Origin of the sequence: Streptomyces sp. NPDC020996 (genome assembly GCF_040641355.1) — a bacterium.
GTDB lineage: Bacteria > Actinomycetota > Actinomycetes > Streptomycetales > Streptomycetaceae > Streptomyces.
Genome location: NZ_JBFADM010000011.1, coordinates 141,080 through 167,877 on the forward strand (window position 1 = coordinate 141,080; position 26,798 = coordinate 167,877).

Here is a 26,798-nt window from a genome sequence, read left to right on the forward strand (position 1 = left end):
CCTTTCAGATTTCCCGCGGTCGGCTTTCGCGCCGCTCGGCGCCGGCCCGCAGCGCGTCGCGCAGGGCCTTGGGGGTCCATGTCTCGCGCAGGGCGCGCCGTACGACGTCCGCCTGCGCGGGCGGGGCGAGGCCGTCGACGGGCGGGTCGCTGTCGAGGTTGGTGGGGAACGGGTAGCCCTCGGCGCTCGCCGCGATCACGTTCTCCAGCCACTCCTCGCCGGCGCCCTCCGCCCGGCGCCTGAGCAGCACCGGGAAGACTGCGTCGACGACGGCCTCGCGGTCGACCGTCTCCATCGCCCGGCCGAACGCGGACGACACCTGCAGCAGGTTGGCGGTGCGCCGGATGTCCGCGGAGCGGTTGGCGCCGGCCGCGTGGAACAGCGCCGGGTTGAAGAAGACCGCGTCGCCCTTGGCGAGCGGGAGCTGGACGTGGTGGGCCTCGAAGTACTCGCGGAAGGCCGGCAGCCGCCAGGCCAGGTAGCCGGGCCCGTACTTCTGCGAGTGCGGCAGGTACATCGTCGGCCCGGACTCCACGGGCATGTCGCAGTGCGCGACCGCGCCCTGGAGGGTGAGGACGGGGGAGAGGGCGTGCACGTGCGCCGGGTAGCCGGCCGCCACCTCGCCGGAGAGGAAGCCCAGGTGGTAGTCGCGGTGCACGGTCTGCGCCGCGCCGCCCGGGTTGACTACGTTGACCTGCGAGGTGACCTGGTAGGCGGGGCCGAGCCAGGCGGTGGCGGCCAGCGCCAGCATGTCGTTGGCGTAGTAGTCGGCGAACGCCTCCGGGTCGTGGAGGGCCGCCTTCTCCAGCGCGTTCCACACCCGGTCGTTGGCGCCGGGGGCGGCGAAGTGGTCGCCGGCCCGCGCGCCCGAGGCCCGCTGCCCGGCGATGAGGGCGTCGAAGACGGCGCTCAGCCGGTCGACGACGGCCGGGTCGGGGAAGGCGCCCTTGAGGACCACGATGCCGGGCCCGTCGGCGAGCGCCCGGACCAGCTCGGCCCGCACGCCGGCGCGGTCGGCGGCCCCGCGCAGCCGGTCGCTGTCGTAGACCAGGACACCGTGCTGCACGGCGGAGGCGTACGGGTAGTCGGCCCGGTCGGTGGAGGTCTCGACGAGCGCGCGGAAGGCGTCGAGGTCGCAGTCCTGCTCGGACAGCCACACACGGCGTTGCGCGGAGAGGGAGGACGTCAAGGACGCCGAGGACGGCAAGGACGCCGAGGACGGCAAGGACATCGAAGACATCGAGGACATCGTCGTCCCTTCGGGGGCACGGAGCGAAACAGCTCTGTCATTGTTGTCAGTACAAACCCCTCGAACAACCAGCAGGAAGCCATCAAAAACCCCTCAAGGAGCCATCCGTGGGCCACCCCTTCCCCATCCGGGAGATCGCACGTCAGGCGGGCCTGAGCGAGGCCACGGTGGACCGGGTGCTCAACGGGCGCGGCGGCGTGCGGGAGAGCACCGCCCGCGAGGTCCGGCAGGCCATCGCCGACCTGGACCGGCAGCGCACCCAGGTCCGGCTGGTCGGCCGCACCTTCATGATCGACATAGTGATGCAGGCGCCGGAGCGGTTCTCCACCGCCGTGCGCGCCGCCCTGGAGACGGAACTGCCCTCCCTGCACCCGGCGGTCGTCCGCTCGCGCTTCCACTTCCGCGAGACCGGCCCCGCCGCGGAACTGACCCGCACGCTGGACCGCATCGCCCGGCGCGGCTCGCAGGGCGTGATCCTCAAGGCACCGGACGTCCCGGAGGTCACGGCCGCCGTCGGCCGGCTCGCCGACGCGGGCGTCCCCGTGGTGACCCTGGTGACCGACCTGCCGGCGACCCCGCGCCTGGCCTACGTCGGCATCGACAACCGGGCGGCGGGCGCGACGGCGGCGTACCTGATGGGCCAGTGGCTCGGCGACCGCCCCGGCAACGTGCTCACCAGCCTCAGCAGCGGCTTCTTCCGCAACGAGGAGGAGCGCGAGATGGGTTTCCGCAGCGCGATGCGCACCCACCACCCCGACCGCACGCTGGTGGAGATCGCCGAGGGGCAGGGCCTGGACACCACCCAGTACGACCTGGTGCGCGCCGCGCTGGAACGGGACCCGGACATCCGCGCCGTCTACTCGATCGGCGGCGGCAACATCGCCACCCTGCGCGCCTTCGCGGACCTGGGACGCGAGTGCGCGGTGTTCGTCGCGCACGACCTCGACCACGACAACACGCGCCTGCTGCGTGAGCATCGCCTGTCCGCCGTCCTCCACCACGACCTGCGCCAGGACATGCGGGAGGCCTGTCACCTCGTGATGCGCTTCCACGGCGCGCTGCCGCCCGCGGGACCCACGCTGCCGTCCGCCACGCAGGTGGTGACGCCGTACAACATGCCCGCGCCGACGACGAGTTGAGGAGCCGTGATGACACAGCGGGTCGAGCGCGGGCAGGCCGGGCGCGGGCAGGTCGAGCGCGGACAGACCGAGCGCGGACAGACCGAGCGCGGGCAGGCCGAGCGCCGACTGACCGAGTGCGTCCGGACCGAGCGCGTCGAGATCGAGGGCGTCGCGTTCCTCGTCACGCTGACGCCGGGCAGCCGCATCGGGCTGCTGGCGCTGCACGCCGCCAACGAAGGGGGTACGGCCGAACTCGCCGAGTCGCTGGCCGCGCGCTGCGGCGCCACCAGCCTCGTCTTCAGCCAGCCGGGGGCGCGGCGGCCGGTGCACATCCCGTCGCCGCGCATGGCCGCGGACCACTGCGCGCTGCTGCGGGACTTCCTCTGCCACGTCTCGGTGACGGTCTCCCTGCACGGCCACCTGCGCGCCGCGGCGCCGCGCACCGTCTTCCTCGGCGGCGGCAACCGGTCGGCGGCCCGGCTGCTCGCCTTCGGACTGCGCGCGCTGCGGCCGGAGTTCGAGGCGGTCACCGACCTCGCGAAGATTCCCCGCGCGCTGCGCGGGCTGCACGCGAGGTACCCGGTGAACCTGACCCGCGGGGGCGGCGTCCAGGTGGAGCTTCCGCTGCTCGCCCGCACCCGGCGGCCGGGACGGCGGGCGGGAGAGCCGGACACCCCGCCGGAGCCGGTCGTCGACGCCCTCGCCGAGGGCGTGCGCCTGCTGTCCCGCAGAGGCTGACGCGTTTCCCAGGGCTGCGTGTCTTGTCAGAGCTGCGTGTTTCTCAGAGGTTGATGGCGTACGCCTTGCGCAGCGTCTCGTGGACCGTCCAGGTCGTGCGGTCGCCCGCGCGCAGCACGGCCATGTCGCCGGGCCCGACCTCCAGCGTCGGCCCGCCCTCCACCTCGACGGTCGCCGACCCGCTGATCACGACGAACAGCTCGTCCGCCTCGGTGTCGGTGACGACGCCGGGGGTGATCTGCCAGATCCCGCGGACCTGCCGGCCGTCCCGCGACTCCCAGACGACCTTTCCGGTCACCTCCGGAGTCCCGGACACGATCTGTGTGGGGGTCGAGGGGCTCGGGCTCGAGCTCGGCGTCGGGGATGTGGAGAGCGAAGCTGTGGGTCATACGGCGACCCTAGCCACCGCACCCGCACCGTCGGTGCCGACAGAGTGTGGGTTCTCGGCCCCGCCCGCAGGACACTTCGTCACGACGGACGGGCACCGGACCGGGGATCGGGGGGTTTGACCGGGTCAGCGTGACCGACGTCTGCCCGCAATACGGCGGACAAAATTGTTGACAATGTTGTCTGGCTAGATTTAGGTTCGACAGGCACTCACTCAGGGAGGGCAACGATGCCGAAGGAAGCCCGTCCGAGCACCGGGGAGCAGGCCAAGCAGCACGCGCTCGCGCAGCTGCGGCAGGCGATCCTGCACGGCGAGATGGCACCGGCACAGCGGCTGGTGGAGAACGAACTCGCCGAGCAGTTCGGTGTGACACGGGCCAGCATCCGTGCCGCGCTCATCGATCTGGAGGCACAGGGCCTGGTCGAGAGGATCCGCAACCGCGGCTCGCGGGTGCGGGTGGTGACCGTGGATGAAGCGGTCGCCATCACCGAATGCCGCATGGTCCTCGAAGGGCTGTGCGCGGCCAAGGCGGCCGTGCTGGCCGACGACGACCAGCTCGCCGAGCTGACGGAACTCGGCACGGCGATGACCAAGGCCGTCGCCGACGGCGAGCCGGTGACGTACTCCGAACTCAACCAGGAACTGCACGCCAAGGTCCGCGAGTTCTCCGGCCAGCGGACGGCCGTGGACCTCCTGGAGCGGCTGAACGCCCAACTGGTGCGCCACCGCTTCCAGCTGGCGCTGCGGCCGGGGCGTCCCCAGCAATCCCTGAACGAGCATCTGGCGATGATCGAGGCGATCAGGGCCAGGGATCCGCAGGCGGCCGAGGCGGCCGTCCGCGCCCACCTCACCAGCGTGATCGAGGCGCTGCGCGACTGACGCGGTGCGCGACCGACGCGCGCGGGGCGGGCGCGCCCACCTGTCCACCAAGGAGATCCGAGCAATGACCCAGGCCAACGCGCCCGCCATCCCACGATCCACACTCGTCGTCACCGCGCACGCCGGGGACTTCGTGTGGCGGGCGGGCGGAGCCATCGCCCTGGCCGCGTCCCGGGGCGAGCAGGTCACCATCGCGTGCCTGACCTTCGGCGAGCGCGGCGAGTCCGCCAAGGCGTGGCGCGAGGGCAGGAAGCTGGAGGAGATCAAGGCGATACGCCGTGACGAGGCCGAGCGCGCCGCCGCCACCCTCGGCGCCGAGGTCCGCTTCTTCGACGCCGGCGACTATCCCCTGGTGGCCACCGAGGAGCTGACCGACCGGCTCGTCGCCGTCTATCGCGAGACCCAGCCGGACGTCGTGCTCACCCATCCGGCCGAGGACCCGTACAACGGCGACCACCCGGCCGCCAACCGCATGGCGCTCCAGGCCAGGATCCTGGCCCAGGCCATCGGCTACCCGGGCGAGGGCGAGATCATCGGCGCCCCGCCGGTGTTCTGCTTCGAGCCGCACCAGCCCGAGATGAGCGGCTTCAGGCCCGAGGTGCTGCTCGACATCACCGAGGTGTGGGAGACCAAGCGCAAGGCGATGGAGTGCCTCGGCGCCCAGCAGCACCTGTGGGACTACTACACCGACCTCGCCGTGCGCCGCGGCGTCCAGCTCAAGCGCAACGCCGGCCCCAACCTTGGGCTGGCCCACAAGACCATGGCCGAGGCGTACATGCGTCCCTACCCGCAGATCGCGAAGGAGCTGGCATGAGCGGCGTGATCGTCACCGGCCATCCGAAGGCGGAAGCGCGGGACGTCGAGGCGCTGGCCCGCTTCGGCGTGGCGACGGTGAGCGAGGCGATGGGCCGCAGCGGGCTGCTCGGCCCGGAGATCCGGCCCGTCCAGCAGGGCGTGCGGATCGCGGGCACCGCCGTGACCGTGCTCAGCTGGCCCGGCGACAACCTGATGATCCACGCGGCCGTGGAGCAGTGCGGGGAGGGCGACATCCTCGTCGTCACCACCACCTCGCCCTCCACGGACGGCATGTTCGGCGAGCTGTTCGCCACCGCGCTGCGGCGGCGCGGCGTGCGCGGCCTCGTCATCAACGCGGGCATCCGCGACACGCAGGAACTGCGCGACATGGGCTTCGCCGCCTGGTCCCGTGCGATCTCCGCGCAGGGCACCGTGAAGGCCACCGGCGGCTCGGTCAACGTGCCGGTCGCCATCGACGGCCAGGTCGTCCGCCCCGGTGACGTGATCGTCGCCGACGACGACGGCGTGGTGGTCGTGCCCCGCGAGCGCGCCCGCGAGACCGCCGAACGCTCGGCGGCCCGGGAGGCCAAGGAGGCCGAGTCCCGCGCCGCCTTCCTCGACGGCCAACTCGGCCTGGACCGCTACGGTCTGCGCGAGAAGCTCAAGGAACTCGGCGTCGAGTACCGGACGTACGAGGAGTACGCCGCGCACGCGGGAGACCGGCCGTGACCGACGCGGTGCCCTGCCTGCTGATGCGCGGCGGCACCTCCAAGGGCGCCTACTTCCTGGCCCGCGACCTGCCCGCCGAACCGGCCGCCCGCGACGCGCTGTTGCTGCGGATCATGGGCAGCCCGGACGAGCGGCAGATCGACGGACTGGGCGGCGCCCACCCGCTCACCAGCAAGGTGGCGGTCGTCTCGCCCTCGTCCGACCCGGAGGCGGACGTCGACTACCTATTCCTCCAAGTGGGCGTCGAACGACCCGAGGTGAGTGACCGTCAGAACTGCGGCAACATCCTCGCCGGCGTCGGCCCGTTCGCCGTCGAGCGCGGACTGGTCACGGCGGGGGAGGAGGAGACCTCGGTACGCATCAGGATGGTCAACAGCGGCGGCCACGCCACGGCGACCTTCCCCACCCCGGGCGGCCGGGTCCGCTACCAGGGCGACGCGGAGATCTCCGGGGTGCCGGGCACGGCCGCGCCGGTGGTGATCGCCTTCCCGCCGGGCGCCGGTCCCTTGCTGCCCACCGGCAACGTCCGCGACGACATCGACGGCACCCCGGTGACCTGCGTGGACAACGGCATGCCCACGGTGCTCATCGCCGCGTCCTCCCTGAAGGTGACCGGCTACGAGCGGCCCAAGGACCTGGAGGAGGACCTCGCGCTCGCCGACCGGCTGCGCGCGATCCGCCTGGAGGCGGGGCGGCTGATGGGCCTCGGGGACGTCTCCGACACCACCGTGCCCAAGCTCACGCTCCTCGCCGCGCCCCGCGACGGTGGCGCGGTCACCACCCGCACCTTCATTCCGGTGCGCTGCCACCCCTCGATCGGTGTACTCGGTGCCGCGAGCGTTGCCGCCGGCCTTCGGATCGAAGGCGCCGTCGGCGCGGACCTCGCCGAGCTGCCCGCCGGCGGCGACCGGGTCCGCATCGAGCACCCCACCGGGTTCCTCGACATCGAAAGCAGCCTCGGCACCGACTCCGCGGGCCGGCCCGTCGCCCGCCGCACGGCCGTGGTCCGCACCGCTCGCAAGATCTTCGACGGCACCGTGTTCCCCCGGTCCGCCGAGACGGCCCCCATGTCCGCACCATCCCCCGGAGGTCGACGATGACTCCGCCGCTCGGCGACATCGCCCACATCGGTCACGCCCAGCTCTACACGCCCGACCTGGACGCCAGTGTCGCCTTCTTCACCGACTACCTGGGCCTGACGGTCAACGGTCAGGACGGCGACACGGTCTACCTGCGGACCTTCGACGACTACGAGCACCACAGCCTGGTGCTCACCGCCCGCGAACAGCCCGGCCTGGGCCGCCTCGCGCTGCGCACCTCCAGCGAGGAGGCCCTCCAGCGCCGCGTCCGGGCGGTCGAGGAGGCGGGCGGCACCGGACGGTGGGCCGAGGACGAGCCCGGGCTGGGGAAGATCTACGTCACCGCCGACCCGGACGGCCACGAGCACGCCCTGTACTGGGAGAGCGAGCACTACCGCTGCCCCGACGACCTCAAGCCCGCGCTGAAGAACCAGCCGCAGGCCAAACCCAACCGGGGCGTGGGCGTGCGCCGCCTGGACCACGTCAACTTCCTCGCCTCCGACGTGCTCGCCAACGCCGAGTTCCAGCAACACGTCCTCGGCGCGCGGCCCACGGAGCAGATCCGGCTCGACTCGGGGAAGATCGCCGCACGCTGGCTGACCTTCACCAACAAGTCGTACGACGTCGTCTACACGTCGGACTGGACCGGTTCCTCGGGGCGGCTGCACCACATCGCCTTCGCCACCGACACCCGCGAGGACGTCCTGCGCGCCGCCGACCTCGCCATCGACACCGGCGTGTTCATCGAGACCGGCCCGCACAAGCACGCCATCCAGCAGACGTTCTTCCTCTACGTCTACGAGCCCGGCGGCAACCGCGTCGAACTGTGCAACCCGCTCACCCGTCTGGTGCTGGCGCCCGACTGGCCGCTGATCACCTGGACCGAGGAGGAACGCGGGAAGGGCCAGGCCTGGGGGCTGAAGACCATCGAGTCCTTCCACACGCACGGCACGCCGCCGGTCGCCTAGAGCGGTCACGGCAACGGGGGTGGGGGCGCACCGGAGTGCGCCCCCACCCCCTGCCGTCCCCGGATCGTTGATGAGATTGTTGACAAAAGCGTTGACTCTTTTGGAGTGGCTCCTTAGCGTCTAGCGCACGGGTCAGCCGCACGAGCCGCGTCGGCCCGCACCCAGATCCCCTCCAGGCAACGTCTCCTGGACGAGAGGAAAACGAAGATGTCCTCCTCCCCCTCCCTGTCCGCTCGCGGCAGCAGACTGGCCCTCCTGGCCGTCGCCCTGTGCTGGCTGGCCGTCCTCTTCGACGGTCTCGACATGTTCATCTACGGCTCGGTGCTGCCGCACCTGCTCGAGACGAAGACCTTCGGCCTCACCCCCGACCAGGCCGGCGACCTCGGCAGCTACGCCACCTTCGGCATGCTCGTCGGCGCCCTGACCGCCGGCACCGTCGCGGACCGGATCGGCCGCAAGAAGCTGATGATCGGCTGCGTCACCCTGTTCTCGCTGGCCTCCGGCGTCTGCGCGATCTCGGGCAGCGTCGAGGTCTTCGGCCTCGGCCGGACCCTCGCGGGCGTCGGCCTCGGCGGCCTGCTGCCCACCGCGATCAGCATGGTCTCCGACTACGCCCCGCGCGGCCGCGCCGCCATCGTCATCGGCCTGCTGATGACCGCGCACCACGCGGGCGGCATCCTCTCCGCCTACGTGGCCAAGTGGCTCATCGAGCCCGCCGGCTGGCGCGCCGCCTTCTGGGTCTGCGTGGCGCCGCTGCTGTTCGCCCCGGTGCTCGCGAAGATGCTGCCCGAGTCGCTGAGCTTCCTGGTCGCCAAGGGCCGCGACGAGGAGGCCCGCGCGCTGGCCGCCCGCTACGACGTGGAGCTGCCCGCCACGGCCGAGAGGAAGACGGCCGCCGACCGCTTCGACGCCCTGGTGGGCCTGTTCCGCGGCGGCGAGTGGGTCCAGACCCTGCTGTACTGGCTGGCCTCCTTCGGCGGTCTGCTGCTCGTCTACGGCGTCGCCACCTGGCTGCCCACCCTGATGCGCGGCGAGGGCTACCGGCTCGGCTCGGCCCTGACCTTCGTCGTCGTCTTCAACCTCGGCGGCATCGTGGGCATGCTGGTGGCCGGCCGCGCCGCCGACCGCTTCGGCGCCCCGCGCATCTCGGCGATCTGGTTCGCGCTCACCGCCGCCGGCGTCTTCCTGCTGAGCGTCCACATGCCGACCGGCGTCACCATGGCGGTCGTCTTCCTCACCGGCGTCTTCCTCAACAGCGCCCAGACGATGATCTACGCGACGGTGTCGATCCGCTCCACGCCCGACAGCCGGGCCACCGCCGTCGGCTGGACCTCCGGCATGGGCCGCTTCGGCGCCGTCTTCGGCCCGTGGCTCGGCGGCCAGCTGCTCGCCGCGGGCCACGGCGACTGGGGCTTCACCGCCTTCGCGCTGGCCGGCGTGTCGTCCATGGTCTTCATCGGGATCGCGGCGCTGCGCGGCTCCGGGAGCGGCGCGAGGCGCAGCGCCGGCCAGGAACTGGTCGCCGCCCACTGAGCGCCTCCGGCCGGTCTTCGGCGTTACGGTGTGGCGCGACCTGTGCGGACGGGCGGCCGAGTGCGGGATCAGGCCACCCGAGCCGCGCGGACAGGCGGGCCCCGGCGCCCGTCAGCCGGCGCCCGTCACCCGTCACCCCTCACCCGGCACCCGGCGCCCGTCACCCGGCACCCCTCACCCGGCGCCCGTCCCCCGGCGCCTCGCGGTGCCGGGTGCCACGTCGTGCATGGCCTGCCCGGGGGGCGGCGGGTAGACGGTATCGGTCCCGGCGGCGGGGGAGGAGTCCGGCGTCCGGTGCACGCGCACGCGCCGCGGGGCGGGTGCCGCCCGGGGACGGCTCGGTACGACCGCCCGTATGCGGTAGGGTTGACCTGCACGATCACGCGGCTCGGCCGGGTGACGCGCGCCGGGACGTGGCGCAGCTTGGTAGCGCACTTGACTGGGGGTCAAGGGGTCGCAGGTTCAAATCCTGTCGTCCCGACGGCGCGAAGGGGTCTTCGCGGGCGGAAGCTCGCGGAGACCCCTTTTTCCGTAGCCTCCGGCGTCGCGCGACTCCGCACCCCGCACTGCGGCTGCCGCGTGCCGCCCGGCCGGGCGGGGCCGGGCCGCCCGCGAAACCCCGCCGTGCCGCCGAGGTCCACCGGCGACGGCCACCTGATGGACAGCCCCTTGACGCCACTCGCGCCCGGACCGACACTCCAGAGGGGAATCCTAGTGAACGGGTAGGGAATGGCATGAGGCGCCTCGAGTGGGTCACCGCGCACGTGGGCCGTTCGCCTCTGCTGACCTCCCGCCGCCACATCGATCTGCTGCGTGTGTGCAGCGCGATCGCCCCTCTGCGCTGAGCCGTACCCATCCGCGTCGGCGCGACCCAGAGCCGCGCCGCGCCGGCGCACAGGGGTGCCTACGGCCGAGCCGCCCGACGTCGCTTCCGCCGCGCGCACGTCCGCGCCCGCTCCCGGGGAGAGTCATGTCCATCGCACCACTGGCCGCCCACGCGTCCGCCGAGCCCGGCACCGCCTTCCGGGGCCGGATCGGCAGGGACGCCCGCAGCGGTCACTACGCCGTCCCGCTCCGCTACCGCCTGTACCTGTCGACCGCGTGTCCCGACGGCCTGCGCATCGCCGTCACCCACACCCTGCTCGGCCTGGACGCCGTCTGCCCGGTCACCGTCCTGCCCGCCGTCCCCGACCTGCCCGACGGCGGCTACCACGCCCTGCGCCCGCTGTACGACGCCAGCGCCCACCGCTACGGCGGCCCCGCCGTCGCACCCGTGCTCGGCGACGACTGGTCCGGGCGCATCGTCAGCACCCACGCCCCCGACATCATGCGCGACCTCGCCCGCGGCTTCGGCGCCGGCCGCCCCTCACCGTACCCCCGCGGCGCGGAGTCGGAGATCGAGGCCGTCGAGCGGATGTGCGCGCACGGCATCGAACGCGCCGCGCAGCGGGCCGGCGCCGCGGACACCGGGCCGGACGAACGCGCCGCCGCACTGGAGGAGTTGCTCACCACGCTGGGCGCCCTGGAGCGGTGGCTCGACGGGCGCACGTACCTGATCCGCGATCAGGTCACCGCCGCCGACGTCGAGTTGTGGTCCGCGCTGGTGCTGCTCGACACGGTGCACCGCAACCACCTGGACGCCTCCGCCGTCCACCGCGTCGCCGCCCACCCCGCCCTGTGGGCCTACGCCCGCCGCCTGACCGCCCACCCCGCCTTCGGACCGCACCTCGACCTGGACGGCATCGCCCGCCGCCACCACGCCCGCTGCCGGGGCCTGGAGGACGCCGGAGCCGCCGTCCGGATCCTGGACTGGGCCGCCCACACCCCCTGACCGTTCCACCTGGTGGACCGGTGTTGACATCGGCCGGGCCGAGCGCATTGACTTGCGGCTCACAACGGTCATGAGCGTCAGCGCCAAGCCCTGGCTCGCTGACCGGCAACCCTCGCTCAGCGGTGGGGTGCCCCAGGTGACGACCGGACCGGATGACGTTTTTCGGTAAGCGCGAGGCCCGCAGGGCCGGAACAGTGACGGTGACGAGATGTACGCAGCTTTCAGGACGGTGACACGCCGTCCCCTGAGCTGCGTACCGCCGTGCGCGAAGCCGCTCGTCGCCGACCGCGCCGTCGATCTGCTGCGCGTCAGCAGCGCACTGTGTACCGCACCGGGCCGCGCCCGCTGCCACGGCTGACCACCAGCACCGGCAGACTCGGCCCCCAGGCCGGCCACCGGCCTGAGCGGCCCGCGCATCCCTGACGAACACCGCCCGCCCGGTGTGCCGTTGTCCTTTCCGCCCCCGGTCCGTACGCCCGCGCGTATGCGCCGCTCGCCGTCGCGGCACACGCCGTCACGGTCCGGGGGTGTCCGACCCAGCCGGAGCCCTCCATGAGTGAACTCCCAGGCGCCGTGTCCCTCGCCGGGGCACCGCCCGCCGACACACCGTCAAAGACCCTGTCCGCACAGCGCGTCCAGCCGCTGCGGCGGCCCGGACGCTGGATCGCCACCGCGGTCGTCCTGGTCCTCGTGGCCCAGTTCGTGCACGGTCTGGCGACCAACCCCTTCTACCAGTGGGACCGCTTCGGCTACTGGTTCCTTCGGCCGACCATCCTCGACGGGCTCCTCATCACCCTCGAAGTCACCGCCTACAGCGCCGTGCTGGGCCTGCTCGGCGGCATCCTCCTCGCCCTGGCCCGCCTCTCGAAGTCCCCGGTGCTGCGCGCGGTCAGCTGGACCTACGTCTGGGCGCTGCGCTCCATCCCGCTGATCGTGGTGCTGCTGTTCCTCTACAACTTCAGCGCCCTGTACCAGACGTTGAGCCTCGGCGTCCCCTTCGGGCCCGCCTTCTTCACCTTCGACGAGTCCCGGCTCGCCACCGACATGGTGGTCGCCGTCGTCGGCCTCAGCCTCAACGAGGCGGCCTACGCCGCCGAGGTCGTCCGCGGCGGCCTCCTCTCCGTCGACCAGGGCCAGCACGAGGCCGCCGCGGCGCTCGGCCTGCCCAAGAGCTACCAGTTCACCAGGATCGTCCTCCCGCAGGCGCTGCGGTCGATCGTCCCGAACTACGTCAACCAGCTCATCGGCCTGATCAAGGGCACCTCGCTGGTCTTCTACGTGTCCCTGCTCGACCTGTTCGGCTCCGCGCAGACGATGGGCAGCACCTACCCCGGCGACATCGTGCCGCTGCTGCTGGTGGTCACCGTCTGGTACCTGATCCTGACCAGCCTGGTGTCCGTCGCCCAGTTCTACGTCGAGCGGTACTACGCCCGGGGCGCCACCCGCTCCCTGCCGCCGACGCCGCTGCAGAAGCTCCGCACCGGCCTGCGCGACCTGCGGGACCGTGCGCGCAGGGAGGCCGCCGTATGACCGCCGAGACCCTCAGCACCCGGCCCGCCGCGGTCGAGGTGCACGACGTGCACAAGTGGTACGGCGCCCACCGCGTCCTGGACGGCATCGACCTGACCGTGCGCCCCGGCGAGGTCACCGTGATCCTCGGCCCGTCCGGCTCCGGCAAGTCGACCCTGCTGCGGGTGATGAACCACCTGGAGAAGCCGGAGATCGGCCACGTCAGCGTGGGCGGCGAGCTGATCGGCGTACGCCGGCACGGCGAGCGGCTGAGGGAGCTGAGCGAGCGGACCATCCTCGCCCAGCGCAGCCGCATCGGCTTCGTCTTCCAGAACTTCAACCTCTTCCCGCACCTGACCGTGCTGGACAACGTGGCCGCCGCCCCCGTCGCCACCGGCCGGCTCGCCAAGGCCGAGGCACGGGAACTCGCCCGCGAACTGCTCGGCAGGGTCGGCCTCGCCGACCGGACCGGCGCCTACCCGCGCCAGCTGTCCGGCGGCCAGCAGCAGCGCGTGGCCATCGCCCGCGCGCTCGCCCTGCGCCCCGGCGTCATCCTCTTCGACGAACCCACCTCCGCCCTCGACCCCGAACTCGTCGGCGAAGTCCTCGCCGTCATCGAGGACCTGGCGAGCAGCGGAACCACGCTCGTCATCGTCACCCACGAGATCGGCTTCGCCCGCCGGATCGCCGACCGGATCGTCTTCCTCGACGAAGGCCGGGTCGTCGAGCAGGGCCCGCCCGCCGAGGTCCTGGACAACCCCCGGCACGAGCGGACCCGGGACTTCCTGAGCAAGGTCCTCTGAACCGGCCGCCCCCCAGACCACCACCCCCGTAGCACAGGCACCACCAGCAACACCCTCACCGAACGACAAGGAACAGCCATGCCTTCCCACCTCTCCCGACGTCACCTGCTGCGCGGCCTCACGGCGGCCACCGCCGTCACCGCCCTCGCCGCCGGGCTCGCCGCCTGCGGCGGCGACAGTGACGCGGCCACCGGCACCGGCAGCACCGCCGCCGGGTCCGTGACCGTGGGACGGCTGTCCAACGGCGCCGCGAAGGAGACCACTCTCAAGGTCGCCGAGGTGAAGTCCATCAGCGCCGAACTGCCCGCCTCCGTCCGCAAGTCCGGCAAGCTCGTCATCGGCGTCGGCGCGCTGCCGTCCGGCTTCCCGCCGCTGGCGTACGTCGGCAGCGACCAGAAGTCCCTCACCGGCGCCGAGCCCGACCTCGGCCGCCTCGTCGCCGCGGTCCTCGGCCTGAAGCCCGAACTGAAGAACTCCACCTGGGAGAACCTCTTCGTCGGCATCGACAGCGGCAAGGTCGACGTCGCCTTCTCCAACGTCACCGACACCGAGGAACGCAAGAAGAAGTACGAGTTCGCCTCCTACCGGCAGGACAACCTCGCCTTCGAGGTGCCCGAGAAGAGCAATTGGAACTTCGACGGCGACTACCGCAGCCTGGCCGGCCTCACCGTGGCCGTCGGCTCCGGCACCAACCAGGAGAAGATCCTGCTGGAGTGGAAGAAGAAGCTGGAGAGCGAGGGCAAGAAGCTCACCGTCAAGTACTTCCAGGACAGCAACAGCACCTACCTGGCCCTGGGCAGCGGCAAGATCGACGCCTACTTCGGCCCCAACCCCGGCATCGCCTACCACATCACCCAGGTCGCCAAGACGCCCCAGCCGACCCGCAACGCGGGCAAGTTCTCCGGCGCGGGCGCCGACCTGCAGGGCCTGATCGCGGCCACCGCCAAGAAGGACAGCGGCCTGGCGAAGCCCCTCGCCGACGCGATCAACCACCTCATCGACAGCGGCCAGTACGCCAAGTGGCTGGCCGCCTGGAACCTCTCCAACGAGGCGGTCGCCAAGTCCCTGGTCAACCCGCCGGGACTGCCGCTGGACAACTCCTGACCGGCGGGACCCGGCAGCCCCCGGCCCATGGCCGGGGGCGCCCCCTCCCACCGCGCTCGCCCGCCGCCGGCCCCCGTCCGCGCGGGGGCCGGCGCTCCGTACGGACTTCGGACTCACCGGAAGGCACCCCGTGACCTCATCCACCGCACCCTCCCCGGCCGCCCTCCACCTCGCCGTCGCCCTGGACGGCACCGGCTGGCACCCCGCCTCCTGGCGCGAACCGGTGGCCCGGCCCAGGGAACTGTTCACCGCCGCGTACTGGGCCGGTCTGGTGGCCGAGGCCGAGCGGGGCCTCATCGACTTCGTGACCTTCGAGGACGGCCTCGGCCTTCAGTCCTCGCACCCCTTCGACCTCGACGGGCGCACCGACCAGGTCCGCGGCCGCCTCGACGCCGTCCTGACCGCCTCCCGCATCGCCCCGCTGACCCGGCACATCGGCCTGGTGCCGACCGTGATCGCCACCCACACCGAGCCGTTCCACATCTCCAAGGCGATCGCCACCCTCGACCACGTCAGCACCGGCCGCGCCGGCCTGCGGGTGCAGATCACCGCCCGGCCGCACGAGGCCGACCACTTCGGCCGCCGCACCATCGGGCACCTCGACGGCTACGACGACCCCGTGGTGACCGACCTCTTCGACGAGGCCGCCGACCACGTGGAGGTCGTGCGCCGCCTGTGGGACAGCTGGGAGGACGACGCGGAGATACGGGACGTCGCCACCGGCCGCTTCATCGACCGCGACAAGCTGCACTACATCGACTTCGAGGGCCGCTTCTTCAGCGTCAAGGGCCCCTCCATCACCCCGCGCCCGCCGCAGGGCCAGCCGCTCGTCACCGCCCTCGCCCACCAGACCGTCCCCTACCGGCTGGTGGCCCGCCAGGCCGACGTCGGCTACGTCACCCCGCACGACACCGACCAGGCCCGCGCGATCGTCGCCGAGATCCGCGCCGAGCAGGAGGCGGCCGGCCGTGCCGGAGAGCCGCTGCACGTCTTCGGTGACCTCGTCGTCTTCCTGGACGACGACCCCGCCGAGGCCACGGCCCGCAAGCAGCGCCTCGACGACCTCAACGGCGAGGAATACACCAGCGACGCCCGGATCTTCACCGGCACCCCCGCCCAACTCGCCGACCTGTTGCAGGAGTTGCAGTCCGGTGGACTGACCGGATTCCGGCTGCGCCCCGCCGTCCTCGGGCACGACCTGCCGGCCGTCACCCGCGGCCTGGTCCCCGAACTCCAGCGCCGCGGCGTCTTCCGCCGCTCCTACGAGGCCGACACCCTGCGCGGACTGCTGGGCCTGGCCCGCCCCGCCAACCGCTACGCCGCCACCGCCTGAGCCGGAAGGACCTCACCACCATGACCAAGCCGCTGAAGCGGATCCATCTGGCCGCGCACTTCCCGGGCGTCAACAACACCACCGTCTGGAGCGACCCCGAGGCCGGCAGCCACATCGATTTCAGCTCCTTCGTCCACTTCGCGCGCACCGCCGAACGCGCCAAGTTCGACTTCCTGTTCCTCGCCGAGGGACTGCGCCTGCGCGAACAGGGCGGCAAGATCTACGACCTGGACGTCGTCGGTCGCCCCGACACCTTCACCGTCCTCGCCGCGCTCGCCGCCGTCACCGAACACCTGGGCCTCACCGGCACCATCAACTCCACCTTCAACGAGCCCTACGAGGTCGCCCGCCAGTTCGCCTCCCTCGACCACCTCTCCGGCGGCCGCTCCGCCTGGAACGTCGTCACCTCCTGGGACGCCTTCACCGGCGAGAACTTCCGGCGCGGCGGCTTCCTGCCGCAGGAGGAGCGCTACTCCCGCGCCAAGGAGTTCCTGGCCACCGCGCACGAGCTGTTCGACTCCTGGCACGGCGACGAGATCATCGCCGACCAGGCCACCGGCACCTTCCTGCGGGACGCGAAGGCCGGCGCGTTCGTCCACCACGGGCAGCACTTCGACATCCACGGCCAGTTCAACGTCCCCCGCTCCCCGCAGGGCCGCCCGGTGATCTTCCAGGCCGGCGACTCCGACGAGGGCCGCGAGTTCGCCGCGTCCGGCGCCGACGCCATCTTCAGCCGGCACTCCACCCTGGAGGCGGGCCAGGCCTTCTACACGGACGTCAAGAGCCGCCTGGCCAAGTACGGCCGCCGCCCCGAGCAGCTGCTCATCCTGCCCGCCGCCACGTTCGTGCTCGGCGACACCGACGCCGAGGCCGAGGAACTCGCCCGCGAGGTGCGCCGCAAGCAGGTCAGCGGCGCCACCGCCATCAAACACCTGGAGTTCGTCTGGAACCGGGACCTGTCCTCCTACGACCCGGACGGCCCGCTGCCCGACATCGACCCGGACGTCAGCGACACCCACATCGCCGAGGGCCGCGCCCAGGTCCGCATGTACCGCGACCCGGTCGCCACCGCCCGGGAGTGGCGCGAGCTGGCCGCCGCCAACAACTGGTCCATCCGCGACCTGGTCATCAACACCGGCAACCGCCAGAACTTCATCGGCTCCCCGGCCACCGTCGCCAAGGCCATCAACGACTATGTGCAGGCCGACGCCGCCGACGGATTCATCCTGGTCCCGCACATCACCCCCGGCGGCCTCGACGTCTTCGCCGACACGGTCGTCCCGCTGCTGCAGGAACAGGGCGTCTTCCGCACCGACTACGAGGGCCCGACCCTCCGCGACCACCTGGGCCTCGCCCACCCCGACGCAGCGGGGGAGGACCAGCGGGCCGCTTCCTGACCCCACCGGTCAGGCGATCACTCCCGCCAGTCCAGCTGATGCGCGGGCGTGCCGACCGACCTGCCGTACGCGACCGCTTCGGCGCGGCCCGCCTCGTCGCCGCGCCGGTAGCGGAATACCTTCCCGGCGAACACGACGACGTGCTCGTCCCCGGCGACGAAGTCGGTGTACCAGCCGTGCTCCGGCTCCAGCACCGCGGCGAGCGCCTGCGCGAGCCCGTCGACACCGTCCGCGCTCTCGGTGCTCTCCGTGGTCTCCGTGCTCTCGGCCTCGTACTCCCACTCCACGAACGTCCAGTACCGGGGCTGGGCGGCGGTGGTGCTCTGCGAGACGTCGAGGCGGCCGACCTTGCGCAGGCGCAGGCCCGGGTGCTCGAACGCGGCGCCTGGGCGCAGGCTCTCACCGATGAGGTATCCGCTGATCACATCCATGCCCGGAAGCTACCCGCCCCCACTGACAACGTGGCGAGGGGCGTGGCGTGGCCCCGGACGTCACCCTCCCCCGAAGGTGACGTCCGGGACCCCTCCCCCGGCGCCGGACAGTGGTCCAGCCGCCCGCGTGCCGCGGATCAGTGCTGTCACCAGCACATGACCGCTGTCTGTCCCGGTCCCCAGGCGGAGTACAGACGCACGCGGACGAAGTAGCGGCGGCCCTTGACGAAGCGGGCCCTGATGGTGGCGTTGTGCGGGGTCCCCCCGTCGTCGTGGCCGGCGAGGTAACGGGGTTCCCCGTCCCGCTCCTCGAAGACCACGACGACCGTGTCGCTGTCGCCGAACGTCCCCACGGTGTAGTCGCGGGTCTCCGGCGGCTCGACGACGAAGTCGGCCTGCTCACCCGGCTGCAGCCCCAGCGGCACGGACCGGAAGGGCACCAGCGCCGGCGGCGGGACGGAGGCCGGGCCGGCCGGCGGGTACCAGCGCAGCACGAACTCCTTGTCGGCCGGCGACAGCGTGCCGGGCGGGTGCAGCCCGCCGCGGAACTGCTCGGGCTCCAGGATCAGCCCGGACGGGAAGGCGAACTCCATGACCGACTGCGGATCCCAGACACCGGCGTTGGCCTCGTCCCGGTCCAGCTTGCGCAGGACGTTGAAGAACGTGGTGTCCCGGCTCCAGTGGTTCGGCGGGCCCGCCAGGTCGGCGTAGACCGCCTCGTCGTCCCACAGCAGACCGGCGTACGGGCTCTGGTGCTCGTGCAGCATGCCGAGCGCGTGCCCGATCTCGTGCAGGGCCGTCCCGCGCTCCCCGGGCGCGGTCAGGTCCCAGCCGAAGTTCATCGTGCGGTCGTTCACGCCGGCCCGCAGCGCGTCCCTGCCCACGGCGGACCAGGAACCGTCGCCGGACTGGAACCCGATGCGCAGCTCCGCCTCCGAACGGTCGCCGACCTCGACGAACGACACCCCGATCCCGAGGCCCTGCCACTCCCCGAAGCACTCGCGCACCACGTCCCGCTGCTCCTCGGAGCCGACCCACGACACCCGCCGCGACTGCCCGGTCCCCGGCACCGGGATGACGGAGGCGTCGGTGTCGCGGTCGAAGAAGCAGTAGTGCAGAACCGTGCCGTTGACCCACATCCGGCTGCCGCCGACGAGCGCACCACGCCGCTCGGCGGTCAGCCCCGGCGCGAAGGCGGGGGCCGACTGCTGCGTGAGGGAGCAGTAGCGTCCGGCCATGCGCACAGCCTGCCGTGGCCGGGCCCACGGGCACCTGAGTCGGGGGCTACTCAAGTCACCCTGTATCAGGCATGAGTACGCGTGCTCATACTGCCGTGACGACTTTCGAACGCGACGCGAAGACCCTCGCACTGCCCTGGCCGTTCACCGGACGTGAGGACGAACTCGAACTGATCCGCCGGTCCCTGTCCGGCGGCCGGCCGGGCATCGTGGTGACCGGCCCGACGGGCTGCGGCAAGACCCGCCTGATCACCGAGGCCGTACGGGGCGGCGATCGCGCCCGCGCGGCCGGCACGCCCGGGACCCGGCACATCCCCTTCGCCGCGTTCACCCACCTGCTGCCCGAGCAGGTCACCCTGCACCGCGCCGTCCAGCTGCTGTCCGGGACCCGGCTGCTGCTGGTCGACGACGCCCATCTGCTCGACGACTCCTCGGCCGCCCTCGTGCACCAGCTCGCCGTGCACGGCCGCACCCGTCTGGTCGTCGCCGCGGCCGACGACGCCCCGGTGCCCGGCGCCGTCTCCCGGCTGTGGACCGACGAACTGCTGCCCCGCCTCGCCCTCGAACCGCTGCCCCGCCAGGACACCGAACAGGTTCTCGCCTCGGCCGTCGACGGGGGACTGGAACCGCTCACCCTGAACCGGCTGCACCGCCTGTGCCGGGGCGACCTGCGGCTGCTGCGCGACCTGGTCGACGCCGCGCGCGAGCGCGGACTGCTGCGCCGGCTGCCGTACGCCGACGCCGACGCCGACGCCGGCGCCGGCGCCTGGGCGATGCGTGGCCCGCTGCCGCTGACGGCGACCGTCCGCGCCCGCGCCGCGCAGGTTCTGGAGCGTCCCTGCCCGCAGGAGCGCGAGACCCTCGAACGCCTCGCCTTCGACGAGCCGCTCGCCCCGCACATCGACGACTTCGACCCGCGGATCCTCGAACCGCTCGAGACCGACGGCCTGATCCACGTCGACGACCGGGGCGCCGTCCGCCTCGCCCACCCCCTGCACGGCCCGGTGCTGCGGGCCGCGGCCGGCAGGCTGCGGGCGAGGCGGCTGGCCCGCACCCCGGACGACTGCGGACCGGCCCTCAAGACCGAGGAGGCCGCGCTGGTCCGGCGGATCGAGCGGGCCGACGTGCGGGGCACGCCGACGCCCGTGGGGGAGTGGCTGGCGCAGGAGGGCACGCCGGTGCCGGCCGGGTACGCGGCCGTACGCGCGCGGTACGCGCGGCTCCGCGGGGAACTGCGGGAGGCGGCGGCCTGGGCACGGGAGGGGCTGCGCACCGCCCCGGACGACGCGGAGTGCCGCGCCGAACTCGCCCTGGCCGCCGCGCAGACCGGGGACACGGCCACCGCCCAGCAAGCCGTGGACGGGCGGCCGGACCTCGCCGCCGCGGCGGCCTGGCTGGCCGCGGCCCGCGGTGACGTCGACGGGGCGCTGACGACGCTCGCCGACCTCGCCCACGCCGCCGCCGCCGCCGACGCCGACGCCGGGGAACGCGGGTACGGCGCCGGTCCGGCGGGTGGAGCACGCGTGCGCTACGACGCCGTGTGCGTCGACGCCGTGCGCTACGACGCCGTACGCCTGGGCGCGCCGGAGAAGGCCGGCGGCCGGCTTCCGGCGGACAGCGTGTTCGCGCGGCACGCCGACGCCCTGACGCGCGGCGACGGGCCCGGCCTGGACCGGGCCGCCGAGGAACTGGAGGCGGCCGGTTTCCTGCTGTTCGCCGCCGAGGCACGCGCCCAGGCCGTCGCGGCACACCGCGACCCGAGGGCCGCCCGCACCTCGCGCACCCGCGCCGTCGCCCTGGCCCACCGCTGCCAGGGCGCCCGCACCCCCGCCCTGTCCGGCCTCGTCCTGGGCGAACTCACCGCCCGCCAGCGGCAGATCGTCGCACTCGCCGCCGCGGGCCTGAGCAACCGCCAGATCGCGGAACGGCTGACGCTGTCGGTCCGCACGGTCGGCAACCACCTCTACAGCGCCTACGCCCGGCTCGGCGCCAGCGACCGCGGAGCGCTGCCGTGGCTGGTGGACCTGCCCGACGCGCGGTCTGCCTGAGCCGCCCCCGAGCCGGCGGTCTGACCCCCGTGATCGGGGGAGGGGTCAGGCCGCCACCGGCGCCGCCGCGACCACGACGACGTGCGCCGCCCGGCGGCCTCGGCCGGCGCCCGTCTCCGCCCGTCTCCGCCCGTCTCCGCCCGTCTTCGCCCGTCTTCGCCCGTCTTCGCCCGTCTTCGCCCGTCTCCGCCCGGCGGCCTCGGGAGGCCGCTCAGGCCGCTCAGGCCGCGCCGAACGCGGTGAACGCCCACCCCGTCGCCTGGTGCAGCGCGTCCCCCGGCAGCGCGGCCCGCGCGTCGCGCAGCGCTTCCGCCAGGGACAGGCCGCCGCTCACGCCCTTGTGCAGGGCGAGCATCAACGACACCACCGCCGCGTCGTTGACGGGCGCGCTGCTCGCGACCACGCCCGCCGTGCCCAGCGGCAGCAGCGCGGTGACCAGGCCGAGCAGCTCGTCCGCGCCCACCGAGGCGAACCGCGCGGTGTCGCAGCAGGACAGGATGATCCGGTACGGGCTGCGGTCCAGGCGTTCGAAGTCGTGCACGACGATGGGGCCGTCGGCCATCCGCAGCGACGAGAACAGCGGGCTGTCGGCGCGGAAGGTGCCGTGCGCGGCGATGTGGGCCAGCGCGGCGCCGTCGAGCTCCTCCAGCACGCGCGGCACGCGCGCGTCGTCGTGCTCCAGCAGCGTCGCCCCGCCGTACCGGTCGGCCAGCTCCGGCACCTCCGCCCCGCCGCTGGCCAGGCCCGGCCCGCGCACCAGCACGTGCCGGCCGCCCGGCGGCGGCTCGGTCTCCCGGGCGCGCAGCCAGCTGCTCGCCGACGGCGACACGCTGAGCACCCGGTCCCGCAGCGACGGCAGCAGCGCCCACGGCACCCGGTGCAGGCGGCCCGGCGGCACCACCACGACCGGCCCGGACCCCAGATGCGCGGCGGCCGGCCCCAGCAGCAGCTCCTCCAGACGGCGGCCCGCGGCCTCCACCACCGGAAGCCGGGCGTCCGCGCCCGGATGGGCGAGCCGCCGCAGCCCGGCCTGCACGTGCTCGGCCTCCACCTCCGCCTCGGCGATCAGCCCCGCCTCGAACCTGCGGACCCGCCCGTCCCCGCACAACAGCACCTGCACCCGCCCGTCGAGCACGGCGAGCTCCACCAGCCGCGTCCCGCCCAGCCGGCCGAGCAGCCGGGCGACGTCGAAGCGTTCCTCGGCGCCCGGCGCGTCCCCGCGCATGTGCAGCGTCCGGGACCGGATCTCCCGCTCCAGACGGCGCTGTTCCCGTTCCAGGACCGGCACCGGCCGCCCTTCCGTGCGGGCGGCCTCGGCGCGGGCGGCGATCTCCCGGAACGCGGTCAGCCTGCTCTGCAGCACCGGGTCGGCCGGCGGGCGGGTGGGCGGCGCCGACAGCACGGTGGCCCGCCAGCGCTCACTCCACGTCAGCAGCCGCCGCGGCCCGCCGGACTCCAGGCTGACCTGCTGGGCCAGCGCGGCCAGCTCCGCGCCCTGCGCGGTGGCACGCGCGCGCAGTTCCGAGGCGCCCAGGGTCATCCGGTGGTCGTCGAGCACGTCCAGCCCGCGCCGGCACGCCTCCAGCACGCCCCGGCCCGACCCCGCGGCACGGGCGCGCAGCGCCTGCGCGGCCCAGCCCGTGATCCGGGCGAGCGGCGGCCCGCTGTGCCGGCTGCGGGCGGCGACGGCCAGATGCCGCTCGGCGTCCGCGGTCCAGCCCAGGGCGAGCGCTATCCGCCCGGCCAGCAGGGACGCCGCCGACGCGGCCGGCGCGCCGAGGGCGGCGAGCCGCTCGGCCACCGCGGCGGCGTCCCCGACCAGCCGTCCCGACCGGCGCCCGGCCGCCACCCGCGCCTCCAGCATCACCAGCCGGGCGTGCGTCTCCCACCAGGTGCGCCGCTGGCCGGCGAACAGCCGCACGGCCAGCGCCGCGCGCGCTATCGCCGTGTGCGGATCGCCCGCGACGCGGGCCGCGCGGGCCGCGACCAGCAGCAGCTCCGCCTTGCGCGTCGACTGCCCGCCGATGCCGTCGAGCATCCCGATGGCCGCGTCCGCCTCGGCCAGCGCCTCCGAGGCGAGCCCGGCGGCCATCAGCACCTCGCAGCGCCGGATGTAGAGCATGAAACTGGGCGTGCCGAGCTTGTCGTAGCGCTCCTCGGCCTCGTCGAACAGCCGCAGCGCGGCCGGCACGTCGCCGGCCCGGAACGCGGCCAGCCCCCGGCTCTCCACCACGTCGGCCTTGTCGTGCTCCTGGCCGGTGGTGTCCCACAGCGCCTCCGCGGCGGTGAAGTCGGCGTCCGCCCGGTCCACCGCGCCGACCGCGAGGTGCACGGTGGCGCGCAGGGTCAGCGCGCGCGCCGTCCAGATGACGTCGTCCGCCTGCCGCAGCACGGGGATCGACCGGCGCACGTCCTCCAGCGCCTCCCGGTGGCGTCCCAGCACCCACGACGCGTAGGCCCGCCGGAACAGCACGCGTGCGCGTGTGTGCCCGCTGCTGACCGCGACGCCCCGCTCCAGCGCCTCCAGGCCCTGCCGGGTGCGGCCGGCGTGCACCAGCGCGACGCCCAGCGCGGCCAGCACGTCCGCCTCCCGGTCGGCCGACCCCGAGCGCGCCGCGAGGTCGCGGCCGCGGCGCAGATGGTGCAGGGCGAGCCTGAGGTCGCCCCAGTCCCGCTGCCAGATGCCGATCACCTGGTGGGCGACGGAGGCGGACCAGGGTGAGGGATCGGATTCCAGCACGTTCTGCGCCCGTGCCAGAGCCTCGTTGGGGGCCGCGAACACCATCGGCAATAGTTCGAGAACCGACTCGCTTCCCGCTGTCACCCCACGGATGGTAGTGGCTTGTTGCCGTTTACACAGGTTCGGTGCTGTATCAATCACCGACTCCGCCGCTCTGACTGACGAACGCCGCCTCAACCGGAGGACACGCACATGGCCCCTCAGCGATTCCACGAGCAGTTCCACCAGATCCAGCGCTCCATGCCGGACGTCCCGCTGGCGATGGGACCTGACGACTCCGCCGAGTTCCTCTACGAGAAGGGCGTCGTCCTCGCCCGCGACGGCGAGGAGGCACGGCTCGTCGAGGACGCCGTGCGCAGCCACTTCACCGCGGCGCCGGAGCTGACCGCCGACCACGTGCGCAGAGCGGGCCCGGAGACCAACCGCTCCGGCATCACCCGCATCCAGGTCGGCGACCCCGGCCAGGGCGACCGGCGGGCCGACCGGGCCGTGGCGCACGCCCTGCGCGCCCTGCGCGAGCACGAGGGCCGAGCCGGACGCCGGCTGGTCAGCCGCAACCACGTGGTGTCCATCGCGGTGAACTCCTGCCCCGGCGACGAGCCGGTGCCCGTGCCGCTCGCCGAGGGCCCCAACCCGGCCCCCGCACAGGGCGTTCACGACCCGGCCACCGCCGTCGGCGTCCTCGTCGTCGACAACGGCCTCACGCACGACTACGCGTCCCTCCCGCTGCTCGCCCGCGTCCAGGGCGACCTGCACGGCACCGAGACCGACGGCGACGGCAACCTCCTGCAGTACGTCGGCCACGGCACGTTCATCGCCGGCCTGGTCGCGGCCGTCGCGCCCAACGCCGACGTCACCGTGCGCAACACCCTCAACGACGCCGGCGCCGTGCTGGAGTCCGAGTTCGGCGAGCGCCTCTTCGACGCCGTCGACCGCGGCGGCTGGCCGGACGTGCTGAGCCTGTCCGCCGGAACCTCCAACGGCCGCACCGACGGCCTGCTCGGGGTGGAGAGCTTCATGCAGGAACTGCGCACCCAGCGCACCCTGCTGGTCGCGGCCGCCGGCAACAACTCCAGCGCCTCCCCGTTCTGGCCCGCCGCCTACGCCTCCCTGCCCGACTACCAGGACGTCGTCCTGTCGGTGGGAGCGCTGCGCGCCGACGGCGAGTACGGCGCCTGCTTCACCAACTACGGCCCCTGGGTCAACGTCTACGCCCCCGGCGAGCGGCTCACCAGCGCGCTGACCGGCTTCGACGCGCCCGTGCCCTACGTGTACCAGCACACCACCTACGACGCCTGCCGCTACGGCTTCACCTACGCGTGCCCGTGCCAGTACCCGCCCCACACCGGAGTGCTCAGCGAGAGCGGCGACCCCGCCTCCGGCAAGGCGGACCAGGTGGTGTTCGAGGGCCTCGCCAACTGGAGCGGCACGTCCTTCGCCACCCCGGTGGCCGCCGGCCTGGTCGCCGCCTGCATGACGGCCGGCGGGCAGACCGACGCGCGGGCGGCCCGCAAGCAACTCCTCGCCGCGAACGACGCGTACGCGGAGGTGCGCGGGGCGCACGTGCCCGCGCTGCTCCCCGCCACCTGGCGCCCGACCGCGCTCACGCAGCCGGCCGGTGAGGCGTGAGGTCCGGAACCGCCCCCTCCACGGCGTACGATGTCTTGCCGTACACGAGGGGTGGGGCCGTGGACCGTGCAGATGTCGGCGCGCTCGTCCAGTCAGCCGTCGACGGTGACGCGGCGGCCTGGAAAGCGTTGGTGGAAGGGCTGAGCCCGCTGGTGTGGTCCGTCGTGCGCGCGCACCGGCTCTCCGACGCCGACGCCCACGAGGTGTACCAGACCGTGTGGTTCCGCTTCGCCCAGCACCTGGGACGCATCCGCGAACCCGACAAGGCGGGGTCGTGGCTGGCGAGCACCGCCCGCCACGAGAGCCTGAAGGTGCTCAAGAGCCTGAAGCGGCTGACCGTGACGGACGACCCCCAACTGCTCGACCGGGTCAGCGAGGACCGTACGCCCGAACAGTCGCTGCTGGACTCGGAGGACGCGGCCGCCGAGACCGAGCGCATCCGGCACCTGTGGCAGGAGTTCGAGGAACTCGGCGAGCGGTGCCGTCAGTTGCTGCGCCTGCTGATGGCCTCGCCGCCGCCCAGCTACCAGGAGGTGTCCGCCGCCCTGGGCATCGCCGTGGGCAGCATCGGACCGCTGCGCCAGCGCTGTCTGCGGCGCCTGCGGGCACGACTCGAAGCTCGGGGGGCGGTGTGAGCGACATGAACGGCACGAACGACGACGAGGTCTTCGACGGCGGCGGTTTCGACGACAGCGGTTTCGACGGCGGCGGTTTCGACGGCGGCCCGGACGGCGACGAGTTCGCCGACGCGCTGCTGGAGGAGGAGCTCCGCCAGGCGGCGGCCATCCTGGACCCGGTCCCGGCCCAGCTGCGGCAGCTCGCCGTGGAGGCCTTCGCGCTGCACGACCTGGAGGCCCGCGTCGCCGAGCTGACCTTCGACTCGGTGGTCCACGCGCTCCCCGTCAGAGGAGCCACGGACACGCCGCGGATGCTGACCTTCGAGGCGGGCGGGGTCACCGTCGACGTCGAACTGACCGGGCACGGGCTGATGGGGCAGGTGCTGCCACCGCAGTCGGCCCGCATCGAGGTCCTCGGCGGACCGCACGGGGGCGCGCCGCTGACGGCCGACGCAATGGGCCGCTTCACGTCCGAGGATGCGCCGGCCGGCCCGTTCGCGCTGAAGCTGCGCACCGGCGAGGGCGTGATCGTCACGGACTGGCTGACGGCCTGACGTCACCGGGTGAGTCGCGGACCCCCCCCCGGGGCCGCGCGGGGGGCCGGCCCGGCGCCCCCCCCCGCGGGCCCCCGCCCGCCCG

The 26,798-nt window shown here is 73.4% G+C and carries 23 protein-coding genes, 1 tRNA gene, 1 pseudogene and 1 riboswitch; of the genes and pseudogenes, 20 read left to right on the top strand and 5 right to left on the bottom strand.

What is annotated here, in order from left to right:
- Nucleotides 1-4: 4 nt before the first annotated feature.
- A complete protein-coding gene (locus AB0G63_RS11270; RefSeq protein WP_360747842.1) occupies nucleotides 5-1,231 on the bottom strand; it encodes a phytanoyl-CoA dioxygenase family protein in 1,227 nt (408 codons plus the stop codon).
- A 125-nt stretch (nucleotides 1,232-1,356) separates the two neighbouring features.
- Here AB0G63_RS11270 and AB0G63_RS11275 point away from each other — a divergent pair, with 125 nt between their 5' ends.
- Together AB0G63_RS11275 and AB0G63_RS11280 are read left to right on the top strand one after the other, a co-directional pair.
- Entirely contained in the window at nucleotides 1,357-2,388 is a 1,032-nt protein-coding gene (locus AB0G63_RS11275; RefSeq protein ID WP_360747770.1) for a LacI family DNA-binding transcriptional regulator, read from the top strand.
- A 9-nt stretch (nucleotides 2,389-2,397) separates the two neighbouring features.
- On the top strand, nucleotides 2,398-3,108 hold the full coding sequence (locus AB0G63_RS11280; RefSeq protein ID WP_360747773.1) for a poly-gamma-glutamate hydrolase family protein: 711 nt from the start codon (nucleotides 2,398-2,400) through the stop codon (nucleotides 3,106-3,108).
- 43 nt (nucleotides 3,109-3,151) lie between these two features.
- On the opposite strand, the pseudogene AB0G63_RS11285 reads toward AB0G63_RS11280, so the two are convergent.
- Nucleotides 3,152-3,497 (bottom strand): annotated as a pseudogene (locus AB0G63_RS11285) (cupin domain-containing protein).
- A gap of 227 nt (nucleotides 3,498-3,724) precedes the next feature.
- On the opposite strand from AB0G63_RS11285, the gene AB0G63_RS11290 reads away from it, so the two are divergent.
- The 14 genes from AB0G63_RS11290 (at nucleotide 3,725) to AB0G63_RS11355 (ending at nucleotide 17,456) form a co-directional block, all read left to right on the top strand.
- On the top strand, nucleotides 3,725-4,375 hold the full coding sequence (locus tag AB0G63_RS11290; protein WP_360747776.1) for a GntR family transcriptional regulator: 651 nt from the start codon (nucleotides 3,725-3,727) through the stop codon (nucleotides 4,373-4,375).
- 64 nt (nucleotides 4,376-4,439) lie between these two features.
- Nucleotides 4,440-5,189, top strand: a complete 750-nt coding sequence (locus tag AB0G63_RS11295; protein WP_360747779.1) for a PIG-L deacetylase family protein — start codon at nucleotides 4,440-4,442, stop codon at nucleotides 5,187-5,189.
- Nucleotides 5,186-5,899: a 4-carboxy-4-hydroxy-2-oxoadipate aldolase/oxaloacetate decarboxylase gene (locus tag AB0G63_RS11300; protein WP_360747782.1), complete on the top strand. Its 714-nt coding sequence runs from the start codon at nucleotides 5,186-5,188 to the stop codon at nucleotides 5,897-5,899. The genes AB0G63_RS11295 and AB0G63_RS11300 overlap by 4 nt, the downstream gene beginning before the upstream one ends.
- Nucleotides 5,896-6,999, top strand: coding sequence for a 4-oxalomesaconate tautomerase (locus tag AB0G63_RS11305; RefSeq protein WP_360747785.1), 1,104 nt, complete (start codon nucleotides 5,896-5,898; stop codon nucleotides 6,997-6,999). Before AB0G63_RS11300 ends, AB0G63_RS11305 begins: the two co-directional genes overlap by 4 nt.
- A complete protein-coding gene (locus AB0G63_RS11310) occupies nucleotides 6,996-7,946 on the top strand; it encodes a catechol 2,3-dioxygenase (protein WP_360747788.1) in 951 nt (316 codons plus the stop codon). The genes AB0G63_RS11305 and AB0G63_RS11310 overlap by 4 nt, the downstream gene beginning before the upstream one ends.
- A gap of 207 nt (nucleotides 7,947-8,153) precedes the next feature.
- Nucleotides 8,154-9,479, top strand: coding sequence for an aromatic acid/H+ symport family MFS transporter (locus tag AB0G63_RS11315; RefSeq protein ID WP_360747791.1), 1,326 nt, complete (start codon nucleotides 8,154-8,156; stop codon nucleotides 9,477-9,479).
- 407 nt (nucleotides 9,480-9,886) lie between these two features.
- Nucleotides 9,887-9,960: transfer RNA gene (locus AB0G63_RS11320), tRNA-Pro, on the top strand.
- Nucleotides 9,961-10,213: 253 nt separating this feature from the next.
- Complete coding sequence (locus tag AB0G63_RS11325) at nucleotides 10,214-10,324, top strand: putative leader peptide (protein ID WP_360747794.1); 111 nt, start codon at nucleotides 10,214-10,216, stop codon at nucleotides 10,322-10,324.
- 125 nt (nucleotides 10,325-10,449) lie between these two features.
- The gene (locus AB0G63_RS11330; protein ID WP_360747797.1) at nucleotides 10,450-11,310 is read left to right on the top strand and encodes a glutathione S-transferase C-terminal domain-containing protein; all 861 of its coding nucleotides are present in this window, start codon (nucleotides 10,450-10,452) and stop codon (nucleotides 11,308-11,310) included.
- Nucleotides 11,311-11,376: 66 nt separating this feature from the next.
- Nucleotides 11,377-11,488, top strand: a riboswitch (SAM riboswitch).
- Nucleotides 11,489-11,862: 374 nt separating this feature from the next.
- Nucleotides 11,863-12,840 (top strand): amino acid ABC transporter permease, encoded by a 978-nt coding sequence (locus tag AB0G63_RS11335; protein WP_360747800.1) that lies wholly within the window; start codon nucleotides 11,863-11,865, stop codon nucleotides 12,838-12,840.
- Complete coding sequence (locus tag AB0G63_RS11340) at nucleotides 12,837-13,622, top strand: amino acid ABC transporter ATP-binding protein (RefSeq protein ID WP_360747803.1); 786 nt, start codon at nucleotides 12,837-12,839, stop codon at nucleotides 13,620-13,622. Before AB0G63_RS11335 ends, AB0G63_RS11340 begins: the two co-directional genes overlap by 4 nt.
- A 78-nt stretch (nucleotides 13,623-13,700) precedes the next feature.
- Nucleotides 13,701-14,726 (top strand): ABC transporter substrate-binding protein, encoded by a 1,026-nt coding sequence (locus AB0G63_RS11345; RefSeq protein ID WP_360747806.1) that lies wholly within the window; start codon nucleotides 13,701-13,703, stop codon nucleotides 14,724-14,726.
- A gap of 130 nt (nucleotides 14,727-14,856) precedes the next feature.
- Nucleotides 14,857-16,059: an LLM class flavin-dependent oxidoreductase gene (locus tag AB0G63_RS11350; protein ID WP_360747809.1), complete on the top strand. Its 1,203-nt coding sequence runs from the start codon at nucleotides 14,857-14,859 to the stop codon at nucleotides 16,057-16,059.
- A 20-nt stretch (nucleotides 16,060-16,079) separates the two neighbouring features.
- A complete protein-coding gene (locus AB0G63_RS11355) occupies nucleotides 16,080-17,456 on the top strand; it encodes an NtaA/DmoA family FMN-dependent monooxygenase (RefSeq protein WP_360747812.1) in 1,377 nt (458 codons plus the stop codon).
- 17 nt (nucleotides 17,457-17,473) lie between these two features.
- Here AB0G63_RS11355 and AB0G63_RS11360 read toward each other — a convergent pair whose 3' ends face one another.
- Nucleotides 17,474-17,887, bottom strand: a complete 414-nt coding sequence (locus AB0G63_RS11360; RefSeq protein WP_360747815.1) for a hypothetical protein — start codon at nucleotides 17,885-17,887, stop codon at nucleotides 17,474-17,476.
- A 146-nt stretch (nucleotides 17,888-18,033) separates the two neighbouring features.
- Nucleotides 18,034-19,125 carry a M12 family metallopeptidase gene (locus AB0G63_RS11365; protein WP_360747818.1) on the bottom strand — a complete coding sequence of 364 codons (1,092 nt, stop codon included), beginning with the start codon at nucleotides 19,123-19,125 and terminating at the stop codon, nucleotides 18,034-18,036.
- A gap of 71 nt (nucleotides 19,126-19,196) precedes the next feature.
- Between AB0G63_RS11365 and AB0G63_RS11370 the strand changes: the two genes are divergently transcribed.
- Nucleotides 19,197-21,173: a LuxR C-terminal-related transcriptional regulator gene (locus tag AB0G63_RS11370; protein ID WP_360747821.1), complete on the top strand. Its 1,977-nt coding sequence runs from the start codon at nucleotides 19,197-19,199 to the stop codon at nucleotides 21,171-21,173.
- A gap of 220 nt (nucleotides 21,174-21,393) precedes the next feature.
- Here AB0G63_RS11370 and AB0G63_RS11375 read toward each other — a convergent pair whose 3' ends face one another.
- Nucleotides 21,394-23,958 (bottom strand): CHAT domain-containing tetratricopeptide repeat protein, encoded by a 2,565-nt coding sequence (locus AB0G63_RS11375; RefSeq protein WP_360747845.1) that lies wholly within the window; start codon nucleotides 23,956-23,958, stop codon nucleotides 21,394-21,396.
- Between the two features lie 147 nt (nucleotides 23,959-24,105).
- Between AB0G63_RS11375 and AB0G63_RS11380 the strand changes: the two genes are divergently transcribed.
- From AB0G63_RS11380 to AB0G63_RS11390, 3 genes are read left to right on the top strand one after another with little or no spacing between them, the layout of a single operon-like run.
- Entirely contained in the window at nucleotides 24,106-25,542 is a 1,437-nt protein-coding gene (locus AB0G63_RS11380; RefSeq protein ID WP_360747824.1) for a S8/S53 family peptidase, read from the top strand.
- A gap of 59 nt (nucleotides 25,543-25,601) precedes the next feature.
- The gene (locus AB0G63_RS11385) at nucleotides 25,602-26,177 is read left to right on the top strand and encodes a sigma-70 family RNA polymerase sigma factor (RefSeq protein ID WP_360747827.1); all 576 of its coding nucleotides are present in this window, start codon (nucleotides 25,602-25,604) and stop codon (nucleotides 26,175-26,177) included.
- Nucleotides 26,178-26,182: 5 nt separating this feature from the next.
- Complete coding sequence (locus AB0G63_RS11390) at nucleotides 26,183-26,713, top strand: hypothetical protein (RefSeq protein WP_360747830.1); 531 nt, start codon at nucleotides 26,183-26,185, stop codon at nucleotides 26,711-26,713.
- The last annotated feature ends 85 nt before the right edge of the window (nucleotides 26,714-26,798 follow it).